This is a genomic window from Shewanella sp. SM20, assembly GCF_025654545.1.
In the GTDB taxonomy this organism is placed as follows: Bacteria; Pseudomonadota; Gammaproteobacteria; order Enterobacterales; family Shewanellaceae; genus Shewanella; species Shewanella oncorhynchi.
In genome coordinates, this window is the sequence record NZ_JAKKRK010000017.1 from 66181 (window position 1) to 85481 (window position 19301).

14 protein-coding genes and 2 pseudogenes are annotated in these 19301 nt (G+C 45.1%); 2 read left to right on the top strand and 14 right to left on the bottom strand.

The genetic code is table 11. From position 1 onward, the window contains the following. Window positions 1-195: 195 nt before the first annotated feature. From L5M18_RS09225 to L5M18_RS09250, 6 genes are all read right to left on the bottom strand, one after another. Complete coding sequence (locus tag L5M18_RS09225) at window positions 196-2442, bottom strand: xanthine dehydrogenase family protein molybdopterin-binding subunit (RefSeq protein ID WP_263196657.1); 2247 nt, start codon at window positions 2440-2442, stop codon at window positions 196-198. Window position 2443: 1 nt separating this feature from the next. After that, complete coding sequence (locus L5M18_RS09230; protein ID WP_263196659.1) at window positions 2444-2947, bottom strand: (2Fe-2S)-binding protein; 504 nt, start codon at window positions 2945-2947, stop codon at window positions 2444-2446. A gap of 3 nt (window positions 2948-2950) precedes the next feature. Then, on the bottom strand, window positions 2951-3733 hold the full coding sequence (locus L5M18_RS09235; protein ID WP_263196676.1) for a nucleotidyltransferase family protein: 783 nt from the start codon (window positions 3731-3733) through the stop codon (window positions 2951-2953). Then, window positions 3733-4749: an XdhC family protein gene (locus L5M18_RS09240; protein WP_263196660.1), complete on the bottom strand. Its 1017-nt coding sequence runs from the start codon at window positions 4747-4749 to the stop codon at window positions 3733-3735. The genes L5M18_RS09235 and L5M18_RS09240 overlap by 1 nt, the downstream gene beginning before the upstream one ends. A 320-nt stretch (window positions 4750-5069) precedes the next feature. Continuing rightward, window positions 5070-6809, bottom strand: a complete 1740-nt coding sequence (locus L5M18_RS09245) for a methyl-accepting chemotaxis protein (protein WP_263196662.1) — start codon at window positions 6807-6809, stop codon at window positions 5070-5072. Between the two features lie 145 nt (window positions 6810-6954). After that, window positions 6955-7599: an MBL fold metallo-hydrolase gene (locus L5M18_RS09250; protein WP_263196663.1), complete on the bottom strand. Its 645-nt coding sequence runs from the start codon at window positions 7597-7599 to the stop codon at window positions 6955-6957. A 255-nt stretch (window positions 7600-7854) separates the two neighbouring features. Between L5M18_RS09250 and L5M18_RS09255 the strand changes: the two genes are divergently transcribed. After that, entirely contained in the window at window positions 7855-9144 is a 1290-nt protein-coding gene (locus L5M18_RS09255; protein WP_263196665.1) for an alpha/beta hydrolase, read from the top strand. Between the two features lie 207 nt (window positions 9145-9351). Here the strand turns inward: L5M18_RS09255 and L5M18_RS09260 are convergent, their stop codons facing one another. The 3 genes from L5M18_RS09260 to L5M18_RS09270 are packed head-to-tail and all read right to left on the bottom strand — an operon-like array spanning window position 9352 to window position 13009. Continuing rightward, window positions 9352-9735, bottom strand: a complete 384-nt coding sequence (locus L5M18_RS09260) for a cytochrome c3 family protein (protein ID WP_173244080.1) — start codon at window positions 9733-9735, stop codon at window positions 9352-9354. A 42-nt stretch (window positions 9736-9777) separates the two neighbouring features. Then, complete coding sequence (gene hutH, locus L5M18_RS09265; protein WP_263196667.1) at window positions 9778-11415, bottom strand: histidine ammonia-lyase; 1638 nt, start codon at window positions 11413-11415, stop codon at window positions 9778-9780. A 40-nt stretch (window positions 11416-11455) separates the two neighbouring features. Continuing rightward, window positions 11456-13009 (bottom strand): flavocytochrome c, encoded by a 1554-nt coding sequence (locus L5M18_RS09270; RefSeq protein ID WP_263196669.1) that lies wholly within the window; start codon window positions 13007-13009, stop codon window positions 11456-11458. Window positions 13010-13174: 165 nt separating this feature from the next. Here L5M18_RS09270 and L5M18_RS09275 point away from each other — a divergent pair, with 165 nt between their 5' ends. Continuing rightward, window positions 13175-14701: a sigma-54 interaction domain-containing protein gene (locus tag L5M18_RS09275; protein ID WP_263196671.1), complete on the top strand. Its 1527-nt coding sequence runs from the start codon at window positions 13175-13177 to the stop codon at window positions 14699-14701. Window positions 14702-14816: 115 nt separating this feature from the next. Here L5M18_RS09275 and L5M18_RS09280 read toward each other — a convergent pair whose 3' ends face one another. The 5 genes and pseudogenes from L5M18_RS09280 to L5M18_RS09300 form a co-directional block, all read right to left on the bottom strand. Further along, window positions 14817-15986: a porin gene (locus L5M18_RS09280; protein WP_261272888.1), complete on the bottom strand. Its 1170-nt coding sequence runs from the start codon at window positions 15984-15986 to the stop codon at window positions 14817-14819. 248 nt (window positions 15987-16234) lie between these two features. Next, window positions 16235-18049: pseudogene (locus tag L5M18_RS09285) on the bottom strand (DNA topoisomerase III); the annotation flags it as partial. A gap of 177 nt (window positions 18050-18226) precedes the next feature. Next, the gene (locus tag L5M18_RS09290; RefSeq protein WP_263196673.1) at window positions 18227-18520 is read right to left on the bottom strand and encodes a helix-turn-helix domain-containing protein; all 294 of its coding nucleotides are present in this window, start codon (window positions 18518-18520) and stop codon (window positions 18227-18229) included. 42 nt (window positions 18521-18562) lie between these two features. Beyond that, window positions 18563-19015 carry a hypothetical protein gene (locus L5M18_RS09295; protein ID WP_263196674.1) on the bottom strand — a complete coding sequence of 151 codons (453 nt, stop codon included), beginning with the start codon at window positions 19013-19015 and terminating at the stop codon, window positions 18563-18565. Window positions 19016-19114: 99 nt separating this feature from the next. Beyond that, window positions 19115-19301: pseudogene (locus tag L5M18_RS09300) on the bottom strand (IS5/IS1182 family transposase); the annotation flags it as partial.

Below are 19301 nucleotides of genomic sequence, written 5' to 3' on the forward strand. Positions count from 1 at the left end.
TTTGAGGTAGCTTGGGTAAACATATTGGTTAAATTACCTCTATTTTGGTAACAAAAACCTGATCTATTGCTAATTTTCGGCATTAATGCCCGTAAAATCGCTAACAAGCAAATTTTTTGTGGTAAAAAAACGAAAAAAGCGCTTATTAGGCGCTTTTTTGTTCAAACAGCTTTCAGTTAACCCTTCTGCAGTGCCCTACACTCGCAATAGTTTATTCACGGGAAGATCGCGGATCCTCTGCCCCGTCGCCGCAAAAATCGCATTGGTTAAACTCGGGGCAACGGGCGGCACACCCGGCTCACCCACGCCTGCGGGCGGCGCATCGGATGCAATAATGATGATCTCCATATCAGGGGTTTGGGGAAGTCGCAGCAAAGGATAATCGTGGAAATTCGATTGCTGCACTTTACCCTCTTTGTAAGTGATTTCACCCATCAAGGCTAAACTCAGGCCAAATACAATCGCACCTTCTGTCTGTGCTTTTACCCTATCAGGGTTAACTATCGTGCCCGCATCTATGGCTGCGATGGCATTAAGCACTTTAAGCTGTTTATCCTCACTCACTTCCACCAACATAGCCACAGCGACGTAACTCACAAAACTGCGGTGTACAGCAAAACCCCAGCCCTGATTTTTACCCGCCTTGGGCGCCTTAGCTTGGGCTTTTTCGACCGCGTCGATTACCCCAAAATAGCGACTGACGTCCACGGGATGACGATCAAGATCTTCGCCATAGTTGCCATATTTAAACTGTTGGTCGGTAAAGGTCTCACGCCTTGCTTCACCTAATAGGCTACGCCACATTGCAGGGCAAGAAACCTGAGAACGATGAGCCATTTCATCGACAAAACTGCCGACACTAAAACCGTGCTGAATATTACACACAGAGCGCATCCAACCAATACGGCTATGCGCCTGCGCTTTAACCGCTTCGTATCTTAAATTCGGCAAAGCAAAGGGCACATCCACAAAGCCTAAATCCAACTCACCGCCAGAGGGATATTCCACCCCTTCAGCAAAGGTTGAACTGATCGATGGGAATCCCGTACGGGCTAAAAGCGCGGTCGGTTTGTTGCTGGCATCAAACAGTGCCTGATAGGACTGGGCGCTGATAGCATGGTAATAACCGTTTTGAATTTCATCTTCGCGGCTCCAACTCACCTTAATTGGACGCTTGAATTGCTTCGATAACAGCGCGGCTTCAACGCTAAAATCAGGTTTAGATTTACGCCCAAAACCACCACCCAATAGGGTGACATACACTTTAATCGCATCTTCTTCCATACCCAGCGCTGCGGCCACATTTTGCTGGGTACTTTGCGGCGTTTGGGTCGATGCCCAGATTTCACAGCCCTTTTCAGTCACATGGGCAGTAGCAACGGGCGGCTCGATAGAAGAATGAATTAAATAAGGCACGGTATAAACCGCCTTTAACGTATTCGCCTCGGGCCAGTTTTTGATCTCATCACCAACTTGACGCACGACATTACCGCTTTGCTGTACCCGCTCGACCAGTGACTTCAAATAAAGACTTGAATCATGCTGACTGTTGTCGGCCTGAGTCCAAGTGACTTTTAAGGCTTTGCGGCCTTCGAGGGCACTCCACGTGTTTGTGGCGATAACAGCAACACCGCCCAAAGCCTGAAACGCGGGTGCGCCCTTAGCGGCGGGCAAACGATACACATCCACGACACCGGCCACTTTGCGCGCTGCGGTATCATCCAAGCTTGCCACATCGCTCCCAAGCACGGGCGGACGCATGATGCTGGCGTAGAGCATACCCTCGAGTTTGATATCGTAACCATAAATCGCGCTGCCGCTGAACATGGCATCCATATCAACGATTTGGCGTGATGCGCCAATCTGCTTGAAATCTTTAACGTCTTTAAAGGTTAATGACTCAACTGCAGGTACGGACTGCTCTGATGCGGCTAATGCTAACTCGCCGAACTTGGCCGAACGGCCAGATTTAGCATGCAACACTTTATGGTCGGCGGTATGCACCTCGCTCACGGGGACTTTCCAGCGCGCAGCGGCGGCTTGCTCTAGCATGGTTCTTGCCATCGCCCCCATCTGACGCATACGGTCGTAATTTTCGCGAATACTGCGGCTACCGTCAGTGTTTTGGCTGGCATAACGTTTATCGGCTAAGCCTTGAATGGGGACGATTTTATCCCAATCCGCTTCTAACTCTTCGGCTAAGACTTGCAGAATACCGGTTCTGATCCCTTGTCCCATCTCGGAGCGATGGCAAGTGAGGTACACTTTATCGTCTTCACCAATGGCAATAAACAGATTCAGCCGCGCTTCTTTATCCTGCGCCAGCGCCATAGGGCTCCAAGTTAATCCACTCGCCCCTAATGCTAATCCGCCACCCACTGCGCCAAACAGTTTTAACACATCGCGGCGGCTTAAATTTTCTACGGCAGTAAAAGTACTCATATTAACCCTCCTGTTTGGCATAGTTTTGCAGTGCTGCTTTAATCCGCGGATATGTGCCGCAGCGGCAGAGATTACCCGACATGGCCGAGTTGATTTGTTCTGCAGAAGGTTTAGGATGCTGCGCCACTAACGCCGCAGCCGACATCAATTGGCCCGCCTGACAATAGCCGCACTGGGGCACGTTATGTTCGGCCCAAGCATTTTTAAGCTTTTGATTATCTAGCCCTTCAATTGTTGTCAGACGTTTTCCCTGTGCCTGCCCCAAACTGGTTAAACAGGCGCGTACGGGTTGGCCGTCTAAATGCACAGTGCAAGCACCGCATAACCCTGCTCCACAACCATATTTAGTGCCCGTGAGCCCTAAAATATCCCGTAACGCCCACAGGATTGGCATTTTAGGATCGGCATCTAAGGTAAATGATTTACCGTTGATGAAAAGTGTTTGGGTGGAAGCGGCGGTACTGGCTTCCTTGATAACTGCAGTGGTTGATAATACTTCTGCCATAACTCACTCCTTAAGTGCCAACCACGACGCAAGATCGGCTTGGGTATCAATATCAATTGCGGCGCGGGGTAGTGTTATAGCGACTAACGCTCCCCGCTGTGCTTGTTGTTTTAGAATCGATTTCGCCCCGCGGTCACCACTCAAGTGAGTGAACTGCGGTAATGTAGAGGCATTAAAAATAGCAGGTACGCCTAAATCATCCAAATAATGGGCGGCAACGTCTTTACCGGTTTCATACCATGTCAAAATCAGTTGTCGATAATCGTCTGCACTCAAGGCCACTTGGTCTGCCAATGTCAGCAGCATGGCATCAAAGCCCTGCTCCTTGGCATAGCTTGCCGCCAAACTCACCGAGGATGCCAAGCCTGTCTGCCACTGTGGATTAACTAAAATATCAAAGGGTTGGCGGGAATGAAGCTCGACTAATAATGGTTGCAGTATGTGCTGGTGAGCACCGAGTATGACTAACAAAGGCGTATGCTGGGGCGAATGTGTGTCTTGGCGCTCCAAATCTAAATCTTGGCAATAAAGCTGTTGTAAAAGCTCAACATGGGTGCAAATGATGGCTTGCTCGCGAGTTTCTGTAGCGCTAAGTGATGGTATAAGCTGCGCTAACTTAACTCCCTCAAAGCGCTTACTTTCACCCGCCGCAAGTACCACGTTCAACAGCCGCTTGGATGAGCATGGCGCCTGCGCTGCCGACTTTGGCACTGCCGAACTGGGCTGTCTCGAACCGGGCAGTGTCGACGTTAGCGCAGTGGGCTTTTGTACTGGCGGCAACGTCATCAACGCATTATCTCATCGAGATGTTTTAAAGTCGCACCATGGAGCACCCCGTGGCACTGGGCCAAAATACTTAACGCCACTGCGCTCGGTAACTCGCCGCCAAGGGCAAGCCCCGCGGGAGCAGAAAATACCCCAGTAAAAGATTCAGCACTGAGCCCTGCCATTCCAAGCACTTTATCCCGTCGATGGGCAGGACCAAGCAAGGCGATATAGGCTAGCGGATGCGCTTGAATGACCTTTAATGCCGCAGCATCTAAGCCCAAGTTATGGTTCATCACCACGGCGCAATCCAATTGAGCGATATGATTCGCGGTTAATTCCCCCGCGGTCAGTTTCACTATATGGGCATGGGGGAAATCCGCAGCTCTAGCATAGGCGGTACGACCATCGAAAACAGTCACTTGCCAACCTAAAGTGTGGGCCATGGCGGCAATGGGCTTAGCATCGATACCACCGCCAAAGATCCCAAGATGGAATCTTGGTCTCAAGGGAATAATCAATGATTCTCCCGCGTCTTGGGTGAAGACGCCCGTGCGAACAAAATCGCTGGCGGGGAACGGCATCAACTCCTCAGAATAAAACGCAGCGTGATACTGGCGCGCATCCGTCCCCGCTTTGACTAAAGGTAATTGGTAAAAACCCGACCGACCGTGGCGAAATGCCTGCACTAGCTCAACTAAGCCAAGATCATGATTCTCTTTTAGCAGAGGGATCAACATGATATCTACTATGCCACCACAACCGAGTCGATAGCTGGCATCGGACTCATCGCTTGCATCATAGGTGACACACATGACTTGCTTAGTCTGCATGGCATTTTGAGCATGGCGACGTAAATCGGCTTCTAAACAGCCGCCACTTAACATACCCACACCTTGACCAAACTCATGGAACAACATCATGGCACCGGGTTTACGATAAGCCGAACCTTGAATTTGGGTGATCACCGCAAGTACCCAAGCGTCATCCGCCAGTGGTAGCCAATGCTCTAGTAAATCTTCGATTTGGTGATCCATCCGCAAGGACTCCATTGGGTTAGGGAGATTTAAAAAATTTAATGCGCTTATCGCTATAGAAACTATCACAGTTAATAACGCAGCTATCGACGTCTATTTGTCATCAAAACTTGACGCAAGTTTTATCAGCAAATAAAACCGCTTCGTCAAACGCTCGCATTAAACATATGGACAACCAAGTTAGCAAAGGCGTGTGCGTATTGAAAGGAGTAATAGATTTCAAAAAGTGTTGAAGCATAAAATATGTTCAGGGGAAGTTAAAGAGGAAGAATTGACGTCCATGTCTGAGTGGCGTTTGTTCGCAAATCAACCACATTTATCTAAAACTGGTATTCGCCCGCCTTAGTGCGCAGTATCTGTGATTGGTTGTCTAGACTAATGGATGTCGATTCAATCTGTTCGATAATCTGTGATACTTCACGGGAATTATCGCGGATCACCATCATGCTCGAAGCGATTTCTTTAGAAACTAAGGATTGTTCTTCGGTTGAAGCGGCAACCTGAGTATTGATCCCATGAATCGCTTCCGTACTATGGCGAATATCCTCAAATACTGCCACGATACGTTGCAGTTCTACCCCCGCCTTTTGCATTAGCGTCGCCGCTTGAGTCACTGATGTACCCACTTGATTCGTACGGCTTTGAAGGCTTGCGACAATATCATCGATTTCCTTGGTGGAATCTTGAGTGCGCTGGGCTAATGATCGAACCTCATCAGCTACCACTGCGAAGCCTCGTCCTTGCTCACCGGCCCGCGCGGCTTCGATCGCGGCATTCAGTGCCAGCAAATTCGTTTGCTCAGCAATCGCCTTAATCACACTCAACACATTGCTGACTTGGGTACTTTCGTTCACTAGATGTGACATAGAGTCTTGAGTATTCCTAAACTCAGTTTCTAATACCGACATGGCTTTCAGCGCTTCCGATACTGTCTGTTTACCTACAGTGACATGCGTTTCATTTTCGGCGGCGCGGCTTTCAGCATTCGAAGTGCTCTCACTCACATGCACTAAGGTCGTGGTCATTTCTTCCATCGCACTGGCGCTGGCATCCAGTTCTCTCGCCACCCGATTTGAGCTTTCACGCGAAATTTGAATTGATGCTTTAGTTTGCTTAGCTAAATCAGCCACCTCTTTTGCAATGCCATCCGTCGTCGATAATGAACTGGCAAGGGAAGAGATAAACAAGTTGATTTGATTAACGATTTCGCCAATTTCCCCCTGAGTCGTAACAGAGATCCGCCGCGCAAGATTTTTAGAACGCTGAATATCGAGCAATTCAACACAAGTCTGCACTAAGGGAGTCACAATCCTGCTCTTAACGATAATAAATCCGCCAACGGCGGCTAAAATCACGATAAATAACACCAGTTGGGACCAGTTTAATGCCGCATGCAGGGAGTCGAGTCGGTTATTCACATCACCATCAGTACGTTTATTCAATGCTGTAAAAAACTCATCAATCGGCTGCATGATCTTAGCTTTTTCTCTGTGGTATTGGTCGCTATGTAATAACTCCCTCGCCATAGTTAAGTTAGGCTCACCTTTGATCGTGTAAGTTTGGGTGTTGGGATCCATAAAAATACCTTTAACGGCATTCATGGCTTTCACTTCGAGGGCAACTAACGCATCTGAGTTTTGCTGAGCTTGTTCAAGGTAACGGAATTCTTCATCAGAAAAACCGAGGGACTTCATTTGCGTGTTTATCGCAATGCTAGCACCGTCGGGTTTTGGCTTATCGCCATAGCTCAGCACCAAATCCCAGTAAATCTGGTGATATTTTTCAGGTCTAGACTTTTCACCATTACGGATAGCCAAAATATCCATATACATTTTTTCGTATTTTTCATCACCCGTAACAGCGTAAGTTCGAGCGAGACGCGTTAGGTCATCGGAACTTTGTCTTAACTCATCGGCGACTTGATAGGACTGATATCGGACGCTAGCCGCATCATTAAAGAGATCGATTTTAGACTTAACATTGAAGCTCAATACCGCAGAAATCACGGCACTCGCGACTATGGTCGAAAAGACCACGCTCATCATTGTTTTTGTTTTCATACTTACCCCAGTAGACGGAAGAACTGCTTTAAGTCTAGAAGGAAAAACAGAAAACATAAAAAAGGTTGGTTTATTAGCTGAAATAATCATTTGATTTGCGAGTGATTATCGCTCACAAATCAAGCAATGCTGAATGGCGTCTCAATTACAGTAAAAGTTGGTCCGCGACAAAGGGGTTATGCTCGCGCTCTTCGCCAAAAGTCGACATAGGACCATGCCCAGGAATGAATTCAACCTCGGCACCTAAGGGCCACAGTTTTTCGGTGATCGAGTGAATTAAATCCTGATGATTTGATTGGGGGAAATCGGTGCGACCGATAGAACTTCGAAACAAAATATCCCCCACCCACGCCAACTTAGATTGGGCAGAGAAAAGTGCAATGTGTCCCGGCGTATGCCCAGGGCAATGCAGCACAGATAAACTTTGCTCGCCCACTTTAACAATATCGCCATCCTGTAGATATTGATCCGGTTCAAAGGCATTGCAATGGGGAAAACCAAAATTTTGGCTTTGCTTAGGTAAGTTATCAATCCAGAATTTATCGGCAATATGCGGGCCAATAATCGGCACATTGGCGGCTTTCGCTAAGGCTTTAGCACCACCGACATGATCGATATGCCCATGGGTAAGGAGGATTTTTTCGAGGACGAGTCCAAGTTTCGCTACTTCGTTTTGGATCCTGTCAATATTCCCGCCGGGATCCACAACTGCAGCACGCTTGGTTTTTTCACACCAGATCAAGCTGCAATTTTGCTGAAAAGGTGTCACTGGAATAATCTGATACTTCATAGCTTCAATCTCGTGTTATCCATAAGCGATAGATTACGCTAAGAAACTCATCATGGCTCAAATTTGTATCCAAAAAATTGATCTTCACCAAAAGCTAATCAAATAATCCTAGCTTACGACATAAACTATTTTGTCTATACCCAAGTTAGCTGAAGATACGCGTTTCAGGTAGCCTAGGTTACTGCATCTTCAGCTTATTTGGGTATACAATCTGCCAATCACAATAACATGATCCTCTGCCATTAAGGTTGTTTGATGAAACCCGATATTATTCTCGCCGGAGTGCTGGCGAAGAAACACACTTTTACCTTGCCCCTCAACTATCAAAATCCAATTGCAGAGCAAATCCAAGTGTTTGCCAGAGAACTCTGTAGCCCAGAAAACAAAGATAAAAAACTACCTTATATCGTATTTTTTCAAGGCGGCCCTGGATTTGCGGCCATGCGTCCCGCCAGCAACAGCGGCTGGATCCGCCGCGCATTAAAAGAATATCGAGTGTTATTACTCGATCAACGTGGTACAGGCTTATCAACACCGATTAATTACCAAAGCTTGCAACACTTAGATCCCGCAGCTCAAGCGGATTACCTAAGCCATTTCAGGGCTGACAATATCATTCGTGATACCGAAACGATTCGTGCCCAGCTTTGTCCCGCCGATAAGTGGGCAATTCTCGGCCAAAGTTTCGGGGGATTTTGCGTGTTACATTATTTAAGCGCCGCCCCTCAAGGCGTCAGCGAAGCCTATATCACGGGTGGCATACCATCATTAACCCGTAGCAGCGACGACGTCTATCTTGCGACTTATCAACGCGTACTGGCGAAGAATAAACAATTTTTCCAACGCTTCCACGATGCTCAACATCTCGTCACTCGCTTAGCAAAACATTTGCTTGAAAATGAAGTGTATTTGGCAACGGGTGAACGCCTCACGGTTGAAATGTTGCAACTGCTGGGTATTAATATTGGAATGGAGCAAGGACCTGAATCGGTTTATTATTTGCTTGAACAAGCCTTGATCAACACGGCTTCAGGGACAGTCGTTAACCCGTTATTTTTAAATCATTTCGGTCAAATGCTCGATTACAACACTAACCCGATTTTTGCCCTGTTGCATGAAGCCATCTACTGTCAACACTCGGCTTCACAATGGTCGGCACACAGGGTTAGACAGCAATTCCCCGCCTTTAACTATCAACAAGGTAAACCGTTTTTATTCACAGGTGAGATGATATACCCATGGATGTTTGACCAATTTAGTCACTTAGTGCCGCTTAAAGCCGCGGCAGAAATCCTTGCCCATAAATCAGATTGGCCAACACTTTACAATCTAGAGCAACTGGCACAAAACCGAGTCCCTGTTGCAGCGGCCATTTACAGTGAAGATATGTTTGTAGAGATGCAATACAGTTTAGAAACCACAAAACAAGTTGGCAGGCTAAAGTATTGGTTAACATCAGAATATGAACATAACGGCATCCGCATGGATGGAGAACGCATACTGGATAAGCTCATCAGCTTAAACCGAGGCGACACCCTAAGATAAATATGAGCTTTAAGGGCTAATTAAGTTAATGCTGAGATTATATGCCTGCTCCTCATCAATTGAGTGATTTTGGCAAGCTTTAACGACCCATTTCCGTATGAGTAAACCGTTTTGGTTTACTCTTTTTTTTGCAAAAAATGCACTCACCTTCGGCGAGTGCATTGCCCAATAAAATAGACGACAAAGCAAAGTGACAAAATCTTAAAACTATCGCTTCATTTTAGGATAAGTAAATTCATGACATTGATTACAATAAACTTTGCTTTCTTTATGTTCTTGATGACAGTAGGTACATGGTAAATCAGAACCGTAATGTAAACTGTCATGGGGATTGGGCTCGACCGAATGCCCCGCGTCTTCAGGTCGCTTAGTCAGTTTAGCCACATCCTGAGGAGAACCATGGCAGTTAGCGCACACTGCGGCATCAGGTATGGTCTTACGCTTTACATCACCATGACAGGCAGTACAGTCGACCTGACCATTTTCACTTGTCATCACATCCTTATGATAATCCTTAATATTCATCGCATTTGTTGTTATTGGCAGCATGAACATGCAACCAAGTAAAAGTGTATATAAGGGTTTTAACATCAGACTCTTCCTATAGCGGGGCATATTGCCCCGCATAACATATTAATAATTTGCGATAAATTCAGTTGAAGTTTGGATATCAGGCGTGAATGGGCGATCTTGAGCAACAAATGGCACTTTTTCTCGGTAAGCCTTGTACATGGCTTCGGTCGCTTTACCTAAATGAAGATCTGGAGTGGCCAACTTACGTAAATCAATCGCTTGACTTGAATGCAGCAACTCTAAACCGTAGATCACACGTGTGTTGTCAACAATCTGGATCAAATTGTCCGCAGCAAGCTTGAGGTTAGTGAAAGTATCTTCAATTCCCCCCGCAATTGAGATCCCATCAAATGACACTGGGGTCGCCAACTGTTTATTACGAACTTGCATATCTACAAACACTTTTTGAATCGCGCCAAAAGCATGACCATTATTACCTGGAGCACTTAAAAAACGGGGTAAGTTAGTAAAATGGTCATCAGATAAATGGATGGTGCGCATAACACTGTTATGGGATACATGTGTCAGAGCGACACTCAAGTTTTGTACTGCCAATGCAACAGGCAAAGGTTCAAAGTTCGTGGTTGGAAACACACCACCTTGCCCTTCGACGATATACTTAGCAACCTGTGGAAACTTCGCATACTCATTCGATGCGCCAACAATAACTGCAGGGTTATCATCCGAATGATTTATTTGAATATTTACCACATCATTCAATTCTGCTAACGCTTGTTCAGCACTGGCTAACGTGTATGCTGTCGTTCGGTAACTGAGAGGGTCCTGCAAAGGACGTTCATCATTAAGCTGCCATAAATAACTGCCATCTAACTGTTTTAGAATGTCACTTGTGCTGGCTTTAATATAAGGGAAAGGACGAATATCATTGGTTTGTGGTAAAAATGGCGCCACGTTACCATTTAATCCCTCAAGGCTTAAACCAAATAGCGTTGGCGAGATAGAGAGTAATTGCTTGGCCTCACGGTAACCTTGCATCGCATAAGCAACTGAAAACGAATTGTTAGACAGAATTGATAGCGCATCTTTACCCATAGGCACAAGTGGTGTAATTCCGGCATCCGCCATAGCATCTTTACTGCTAACACGTTGTCCTTTGTAGAATACTTCCCACTCACCCACCATAGCTAACCCGACATGGGATGAGAGCAAAATATCCGCTTCACCTACAGTACCGTGGGCGGGGATGACTGGCGTTAACCCTTTGTTAAGGTATGCCTCATAGAGTTCAGCCACAACAGGTTGCACCCCTGTTTGTCCCGCGAGCATAGTATTTAAGCGTACCGCCAAGGCTAATCGAGTTAACCGAATCGGTGCAGCGTCACCGACGCCAGCACTATGAGCTCGAAAAGTGCTGTAGTTAAAGTTACGTGATGCCTCAAGCACTTCATCACTTAACTTGCCATTGGCATCAAATAACTTGTGATCTTTGTTCAAACCAACGCCCACAGTAAGACCATAAACAGGCTTACCTAAACGAGCCGCTTCCATTAACAAACTATTAGCTTTAACGAGTTGGGTTTTCGCTTGAGATGCAATCTTGACTTTAGCGCCATCGGCGATTGCCCATGCTTGTTCTTGCGTTAAATGTTTACCATCGAGGACAACGTGCTCCATCGCTAAAGCACTCCCAGAGAGTAAGCTTAAAGTAAGCGATGCCATCAACACTGATTTATTCATTACCATTCTCCAATACATTGTAATTTTTAATAAAATCTAATTATGCTTGCTTAAGCACCGCCGCCTTTGCCGCGGCACAATTTCGGCCCGCGTTGCGACCAGTAACAACGCCCTCTGCGACAGCACATGCGCCTAAACGGCTAGCACCGTGAATTCCTCCGGTTGCCTCACCTGCGGCATACAGCCCTGGAATGGCTTGGTTGGTGACTAAATGCAGTACTTCTGATCGGGTATTCACTTTAACGCCGCCCATGCAATAGTGAACTTTTGGCCACATACGAACGGCATACCAAGGCCCTTTATCTAGCACAATGGCTTCTTGCAGAGGACGTGCGAATTCTTTATCAACACCATTTTTTACCGCTTCGTTCCAACGGGCGACTTGAGCTTTTAGTGCTTTGGCTGGCATACTATAAATAGCAGCAAGTTCGTCTAAGGTTTCTGCTTTACTAATCACCTTATATTTCAGTCCCCAATCTAAGGTTTGCGCCTTACTAGCCCCTTCTGCATTAGTGAAACCAATAGGATAAACAGGCTGACCATGTTCATCACGGCGAGTCATGATAGCGTCAGCTCTCGCTTTACGATCTGCAAGTTCATTGAAAAAACGTTCACCAGTGCGCACATCCACCACAATACCGTGGGGATAGGTCGCAATCGTGTTGAACTGGGATGCAGTACCAAAGCCTTTTTCATCGGGAGATGCCCATGGGCCGAGTTGAATTTGGTCTAAATGAATAGGGTTAGCACCTAAGAGCATCATTTGCTTTAGGGCTTCTGAAGTTGCACCAGCATGATTGGTGGAATCTAAGTCGTTATTTAACTCAGGTAGTTGCATCATGCGATATTCAATATCGCGACCAAAGCCCCCCGTTGCCATAACAACACCACGGCGCGCGCCTATGCGACGTATTTTACCGGTTCGCTCATTAGGGAAATAAAAACCTTCACGAACTTCGACCCCAATCACGCGACTATCGAGATCTTTCACAAAGCTTTCGAGCTTGGTCTGATTTCTCATCACCACGCCTTTATCTCTCGCGGCGTTAATCAGCGGTCTGATAATACCTGCCCCTGAACTTTCAACGGTTTGCAAGACTCGTTGTATTGAGTGTCCACCAAAATGCTGCACAAAAGGTTTCCACTTAACCCCATGTTCAATCAACCACTGACAGGATTCAGCCGTGCCATTACACACCAGTTTTAACATCTCAACATCGTTCATGCCCCGACCTGCTCGCATCATATCGGCGACCATTTCATCGACAGAATCCTTAATGCCTGCTTGTTTCTGCAACTCAGAACCCGCCACAGCCATGGCACCGCCATTGATAGTTGAATTACCACCAAAGACTGGCATCTTGTCCACAACTATAACGCTCACACCAGCCTCTCTAGCTTGTAATGCCGCAGACATCCCAGCAAAGCCGCTGCCAACGACCAGCACATCTACAATCTCGTCGAATGCTTCAGGAACAGCATCGCAACTTGCTGTTGCAGGTAAGGCTATTGCAGCCCCAAAGCCCGCAGCCATCACAGCCCCACCTTTTAGCAACTGCCGACGGCCCGTATCAATATCTTGAGTTTTACTCATGCTTACTTCCTTCAATAATGGCTGGAACTTGTCAGCATGGAAGTGCATGCGCTGTGCCAAGCACCTAAAAAGAGGTAATTAAGTGGGGAACTTTGATTGGAGGCACGGAATCACGAAATATAAAGATCTACAATCACGATACTTAATGATTAACATGAAATATCAATGGAAAAACACTTTTATCACGAATCGACACTGAGATTATGCAGTAGCCTACAACTCGAAAAGTCCCTGCAAAGTTACTTCGAGTTTATTCGGGATGAACTGCCTATTGATGGGCTATTTATTAATATTTTTCGCAAACAATTTAATGACATACAATTTATTGCTCATGTCAATGCTAATCAATCATGTACCTTAGATAGGCAAATATCTATCCCTGAAGAACTGGCTAAGTGCTTAGATGATCCTCAACGCCCACGCGTGAGAATTGTTAATGATATTGAGCACGACCCAATCACTGCTTTAGTTGCGCCTAAGGTGATCAGTGGTATTCGTTCGCTGATCATTTTGAGAATGTCTATCGAAAATACCCACCTTGGGATAGTCGGATTTTATGCCAAAACGACAGGCGTTTTTCGCCCTCGTCATGCTGATTTAATTGCTCCGCATATGCATGCATTAGCCTTGATCACTGCACTAAATCTACGCGGACGTAATTTACTTAAAGAAAATGAAGCACTCTCAAAGCAGAATGTGAGTCTTCGCAGAACACTGGATGTCCAGAATGGCGTAGTGGGAGCCAATTCAGGCTTGAAACACGTCATGCAGCAAGTGCAATCTATTGCCAAGATTAATACGACCGTCCTAATGCTGGGTGAAACGGGGTGTGGAAAAGAAGTGATAGCCAATGCTATTCACGAACTTTCTGAACGTTCAGATAAGCCCTTTATCAAGGTCAACTGCGGCGCCATTCCAGATACTTTGATTGACTCCGAACTCTTTGGTTATGAAAAAGGGGCATTTACTGGGGCTGAGTCCCGTAAAATTGGCTACTTCGAACAAGCCAATGGCGGCACTATCTTCCTCGATGAAATTGGTGAGCTACCACTATCCGCACAGGTTCGATTACTCCGTGTACTTCAAAATAGCAGTATTACCCGTGTAGGTGGGCATGATGCTGTACAGCTTGATATTCGTATAGTGGCTGCCACCCATAGAAATTTACAAGCTATGATACACAGAGAAGTGTTTCGGGAGGATCTTTGGTATCGCTTAGCTATATTCCCTATTGAAATCCCTTCATTAAGACAAAGACGTACAGACATTCCTTTACTCGTACAGCATTTTATCGAGCAACTGAGTTCAAAGTTCAACCTGCCTCAATTACCAAGAGTTACACCGGAACAATTGAATATTCTGAATCAATACGCTTGGCCAGGAAATGTCCGAGAACTCATTAACGTGCTCGAACGGGCGATAATACAACAACCTTCAGGACCGTTAGATTTTGGCTTCCTTGCTCCACATCAGGGTGAGGAAATTACGACCCAAGCAAATCAAACCGTTATCATAGATCCAAACTATGCGAGCAATAAACTTGTGCCCCTTGATGTTATGACCAGAAAATATATTAGTCATGCACTGCGGATTACAGGTGGAAAACTCTATGGTCCAGGAGGTGCGGCTGAGTTATTGGACATCAATGCCAATACCCTGCGCAGCAAAATGAAGAAACTGGGGATTGTATAATCTTTCAAGGCTAACGAGTGCTCTATAACAAAAATAGAAAGCATCGGTTAACAAAGTGCATAAATAACAAAGGTCACATAAGTGACCTTTGAAAAATTAATGATAACCATAGGATCTAGAAGAAATAACGGATTCCCACCGCATAGTTGTTATCTTGTAGATCTTCATAGGCTTTATCATCCATACTGCTGAAATCTATTTTGGCCTCAACGTACATAATTGTGTCGCGGCTATAGCGATAATGCAGACCTAACACTGCAAATTGGCGTGTCCATTTTCCTTGGATCGCAGTATCTACATCGGTATCAAGATCTTGATATGTCAGTAATACTGTTGGAACGAAACCATTATCATACTGATAAGCAACAATAAACTCTGCTCCAGTTGAATCATATAAATCTCCACCCACTAATTCGTTTTGCTCACTCTTATGGGCGTTAAAACCTACGTATAAACCGTCAGCATCACGACCTGGAGCATATTGATAGAAACTACCGTATTGGGCGCCAATACCAATAATTTGATTAGTGTTATCAACCTCTTGGCCTGCAAGATTTCCGGTAAAATCACCACGATTAAATCCCGCTAGCACTTTAAATTTATCAGTAAAGTTGTAAGTTACACTTGCACCGTAGCTAGGTTCGAAACTCAATTCGGAACCATCTTTCAAGGGAGCACCACTGCCATCATACAAGGCAACATCGCTATTTTGTTTAGAGGCATACTGCACTGCGACATGTAGATTACCAAAAGTATTACGATATTGCAGCGCAGCATCGGCACGTCCTGCCCCTGTTAAACCACCGTCACCGAAGGTATAGGCCCCCACTGACCACCCCGTAAAAGCATTGAGCACATCGGTTGTGTAAGCAACATCATAGTAAGCCCCCCATTGCTTACCAAAACTGATCTTTCCCCATTTCTCATGGGACATCCCTACATAACCCAATCGATTGAATAAAAAATCTGAATTTTTAGATGCAGATAACTGACCGCCACCTTGGCCTTGCGTGTATATAAGGCCGTCATCACTGGTCACCATATTGATACCCCATTCCGTATGGGCAAAGGAGCTCCAGCCATTTTTCTCTTGACGGTCAAAACGAAAACCAACACGAGAAAAATTATCTATAACAGAAGTTTCATGACCATCATTTAACGCAGCAAACCCTAACCAACCTATCATGTTAACGCTGTTAGTTTGGTCATTATACAACTCAACGGCTTGAGCAGGTCCCATTAACAATAAGCTTGGGATCATCAAAGCGAGCAATGTCTTTTTCATTTCATCTACCTTTAAATTCAGCGAAACCATATATAATCACATGATTTATTTGATATATTATTTTCCCCAATCAATAGTAAGCAGGTTATATGCCACCGGGAGGAAAAGCTGAAAATCAAGGTGTTTTTTAGATACGGATCAGGCAATCTCGAAATATCGTGATTATCGGTTGTTAAATACCGTTAGATAAATTAAATGTCGTTATTACATCAAGAGACAATAACGACATATATGCAACAAGTGTGTCATTACACTGCTGTTGTAGATTTACGGCTATTAGAAGCTGAACGACTGGTTGATCGAGTTACCGAACTTTTGGAACTAGTCTTTTGGGAAGCATATTTGTTGGAACCATCGTTTTTTGTTGTACCTATACCTTTCGCTGAACTTGATTTTTTAGAGTACGACTTACGATAACCAGATTTATTACTTGCCGTTTTACGATAACCTTGGCCTTGTAAACCATTAAGCGCGGTTGGCAGTTGTGCGCCTGCATTCTGGATAAGCGTGGATAAGGTGCCGAGCAGTGGCTGCATAAAGGCTTGATAAGAGGTTTCTTTATGGCAAATGCCGTTCAGGCTCGCTTCCCAAAGCGCTGTCATATCCGGCGTAGTCGCACTCGCGGGCAAGCTGTTAATCAATCCTTTCCCCACGTCTGTCGAGACAATAGATTTACCTAAGCGTTGTAAAAAACCGCGTTTGAACAGCAATTCGATAATACCTGCACGGGTAGCCTCTGTACCTAATCCGTCGGTTTCTTTAAGAATTTTACGGATCTCAGGATCGGTCACATAACGGCTAATACCCGTCATAGCACCGAGTAAAGTGGCATCGGTAAAGGCCTTTGGTGGTTGAGTATTTTTCTCCAACAATTCGCCTCGAGTACAATGCAAAGCCTGTCCCAATTTCAAAGGCGGTAATTGGCCGATAAAATCGTCATTCTCCTCATCGTCCTTACCTGTGCTTTCTTCCGTCGACTTGTTGCCACTCGCCTTACTGCCATTTGGCTCTTGGCGGGCAAAGAGTTGCTTCCAGCCGAGGGATTTATCCTGACGCGCCTTGGTATTAAATAAGCCACCCTCGATTGTCACTTGCACTGTGGTTTCACTGTAACAATAAGCCGGATAAAACTGTGCTAAGTACTGGCGAGCAACATGAAGATATAACTGCCTCTCACGCTGACTCAAGCTAGATAAGTTAGCCGTCTTCTCAGTGGGGACGATTGCGTGATGGGCGTCCACTTTTTTATCATCCCATGCTTTAGATTTAAGACGGGGATCGGGTACATCAGCACCTTGCAATAACTCAGTAGCACCGTCACTTATCGCCTTAAGTACCGAAGGCGCAAGATTATGTTGCTCAACGGGTAAATAACGACTGTCGGAGCGTGGGTAAGTAATGAGTTTATGACGTTCATACAAACTTTGGCAGGTATCGAGCACATCCTTAGCACTCATACCAAACCGTTTCGCCGCATCAATTTGCAACGCGGATAAGCTGTAGGGCAATGGTGGATTCTGTTTCTTGTCCTTAGCCACTAATTGAGTGACTAAGGCGGATTTATCACTGATGCGACTCACCACATTTTGCGCTAACCCTCTCGCTAACACTCGTCCTTCTTCATCCATATAGGGCTGACAAGCTTCGCTAGGTTGCCACTTGGCGCTGAAGGTTTCTTGCTTCTCGGTCGCCAAATGCGCCAGTACTTCATAAAAAGGTTTAGATTGAAAGTGAGCAATCTCTTCATCACGGCGCACCACTAGCCCAAGCAATGGCGTTTGTACTCGGCCGACGGATAACACGCCTTGATAACCGACCTTTTTACCTTGGATGGTGTACGCACGCGTCATATTCATGCCATAGAGCCAATCGGCTCGACTGCGGGCTAAGGCCGATGTGGATAAAGGAATAAACTCGCGATTACTGCGTAGCTGCGTTAGAGCCCGTTTTACAGCTTGTGGGTTTAAGTCACTGATCAGTAAACGCTGGGTTTGATGTAGCTTGTCCCCCGTCACGCCAAAATAGGCAATCACTTCATCCACGAGTAACTGCCCTTCACGGTCAATGTTACAAGTTTTATTTGCAAAAATATTTAAAATATTGTTTTTTGGTAATTTTTTAATAAATTCACACATTCTTAGATTTTCATTAAAAAAATTAAAAACAGAACCTGAATTATGAACAGCCTCGACTAGCTTCGCCCTGTAACTAACTTAGCACTATTTACATGATAAATAACATCAAATAGAGATTTTCAAGCTAAACCCACAAACAATAGCATAAGTGTCTAACCGTTCAAAACTTACCCGTTCTGGATACTTCTCTATTCTCAATACGCTACTAAGTGATAATCCCATTTTTTCCGCAATCTGTGCACGACTTAAACCAGCGTGTTTCCTCATACCTATGAATGCAGCTGACAATTCCTCTTTGCGTTGTTCTGCTAAGTAAGCTCCTAACACTTCATCATTTTTAAAAGCTTCAGCTTTTAGAGCGGCGAAAGACCCACCTTTAACTGCGTTCAACTTAGTCATAAAATCTCCATTTGGTTTTGAAAATTTACGAAGTTATTCATATCACATTTCTTGAATTCTTTTTAATGCAGCTAACTTACCTTTTAACAATAACATACGCATATTTCCTTCATTAACAAATTCTAAAATGGAGTTTGTTTTTTGAGGATATTGCTTCATTAAGCGCTGATATTCTTCAAGCTCAGATTCGACCACTATAGACTCAGTTTCATACTCATTTTGGAGAGTTTGCATATCAAACCTAAATTGATTGTACCTATTGATTTTGTTTAGCTTTAACTCCATCGAACTTGTCTGAACGACCCGAGTTTTCTTTATAAAATTAGTATGTTTAAAATTCAGTGATTTACTGTAAATTGCTTTGATAGGACTTGGATTAGCATCTCTAACTAACAAATTCTTCTTAACTAAACCACAAATCTGCTTGTAAACGAGCACTCTCGCCTCAAAAGGATCCCAGAAAATATTGTTGCAAGCTAGCAGCTCATTACGCAATGAAGTCACTGTAAAATGGTTTAGGTTCTTTTCAATGAGAAGGGGCGTTGTTGCCTAAATCAATCTTAGGAATGCCTTTTCCTAAAAGGGTTCCTGGTATTAATTGACCCTCTGGCGAATAGGCATACCCAGTCCTATGACTTTGTTCATCACTTTCACACCAGCCAGTGCCTCGCCGACTTGGCCGTTGTAGTCCCGCAGGCTCAATTTCGGGCTAATCAGTTGCTTGTAACGATACATAGCTGTTTCTGACAGGGAGCGTTGGTGATAGTCATTCTCTTGTTTC

Coding starts and splice junctions, on each gene's coding strand:
- L5M18_RS09270 (WP_263196669.1), bottom strand. CDS start 13,009: ATGAGTAAAACTCAAGATATTGATACGGGCCGTCGGCAGTTGCTAAAA.
- L5M18_RS09240 (WP_263196660.1), bottom strand. CDS start 4,749: ATGGATCACCAAATCGAAGATTTACTAGAGCATTGGCTACCACTGGCG.
- L5M18_RS09280 (WP_261272888.1), bottom strand. CDS start 15,986: ATGAAAAAGACATTGCTCGCTTTGATGATCCCAAGCTTATTGTTAATG.
- L5M18_RS09225 (WP_263196657.1), bottom strand. CDS start 2,442: ATGAGTACTTTTACTGCCGTAGAAAATTTAAGCCGCCGCGATGTGTTA.
- L5M18_RS09275 (WP_263196671.1), top strand. CDS start 13,175: ATGGAAAAACACTTTTATCACGAATCGACACTGAGATTATGCAGTAGC.
- L5M18_RS09255 (WP_263196665.1), top strand. CDS start 7,855: ATGAAACCCGATATTATTCTCGCCGGAGTGCTGGCGAAGAAACACACT.
- hutH (WP_263196667.1), bottom strand. CDS start 11,415: ATGAATAAATCAGTGTTGATGGCATCGCTTACTTTAAGCTTACTCTCT.
- L5M18_RS09290 (WP_263196673.1), bottom strand. CDS start 18,520: ATGACTAAGTTGAACGCAGTTAAAGGTGGGTCTTTCGCCGCTCTAAAA.
- L5M18_RS09260 (WP_173244080.1), bottom strand. CDS start 9,735: ATGTTAAAACCCTTATATACACTTTTACTTGGTTGCATGTTCATGCTG.
- L5M18_RS09245 (WP_263196662.1), bottom strand. CDS start 6,809: ATGAAAACAAAAACAATGATGAGCGTGGTCTTTTCGACCATAGTCGCG.
- L5M18_RS09235 (WP_263196676.1), bottom strand. CDS start 3,733: ATGACGTTGCCGCCAGTACAAAAGCCCACTGCGCTAACGTCGACACTG.
- L5M18_RS09250 (WP_263196663.1), bottom strand. CDS start 7,599: ATGAAGTATCAGATTATTCCAGTGACACCTTTTCAGCAAAATTGCAGC.
- L5M18_RS09230 (WP_263196659.1), bottom strand. CDS start 2,947: ATGGCAGAAGTATTATCAACCACTGCAGTTATCAAGGAAGCCAGTACC.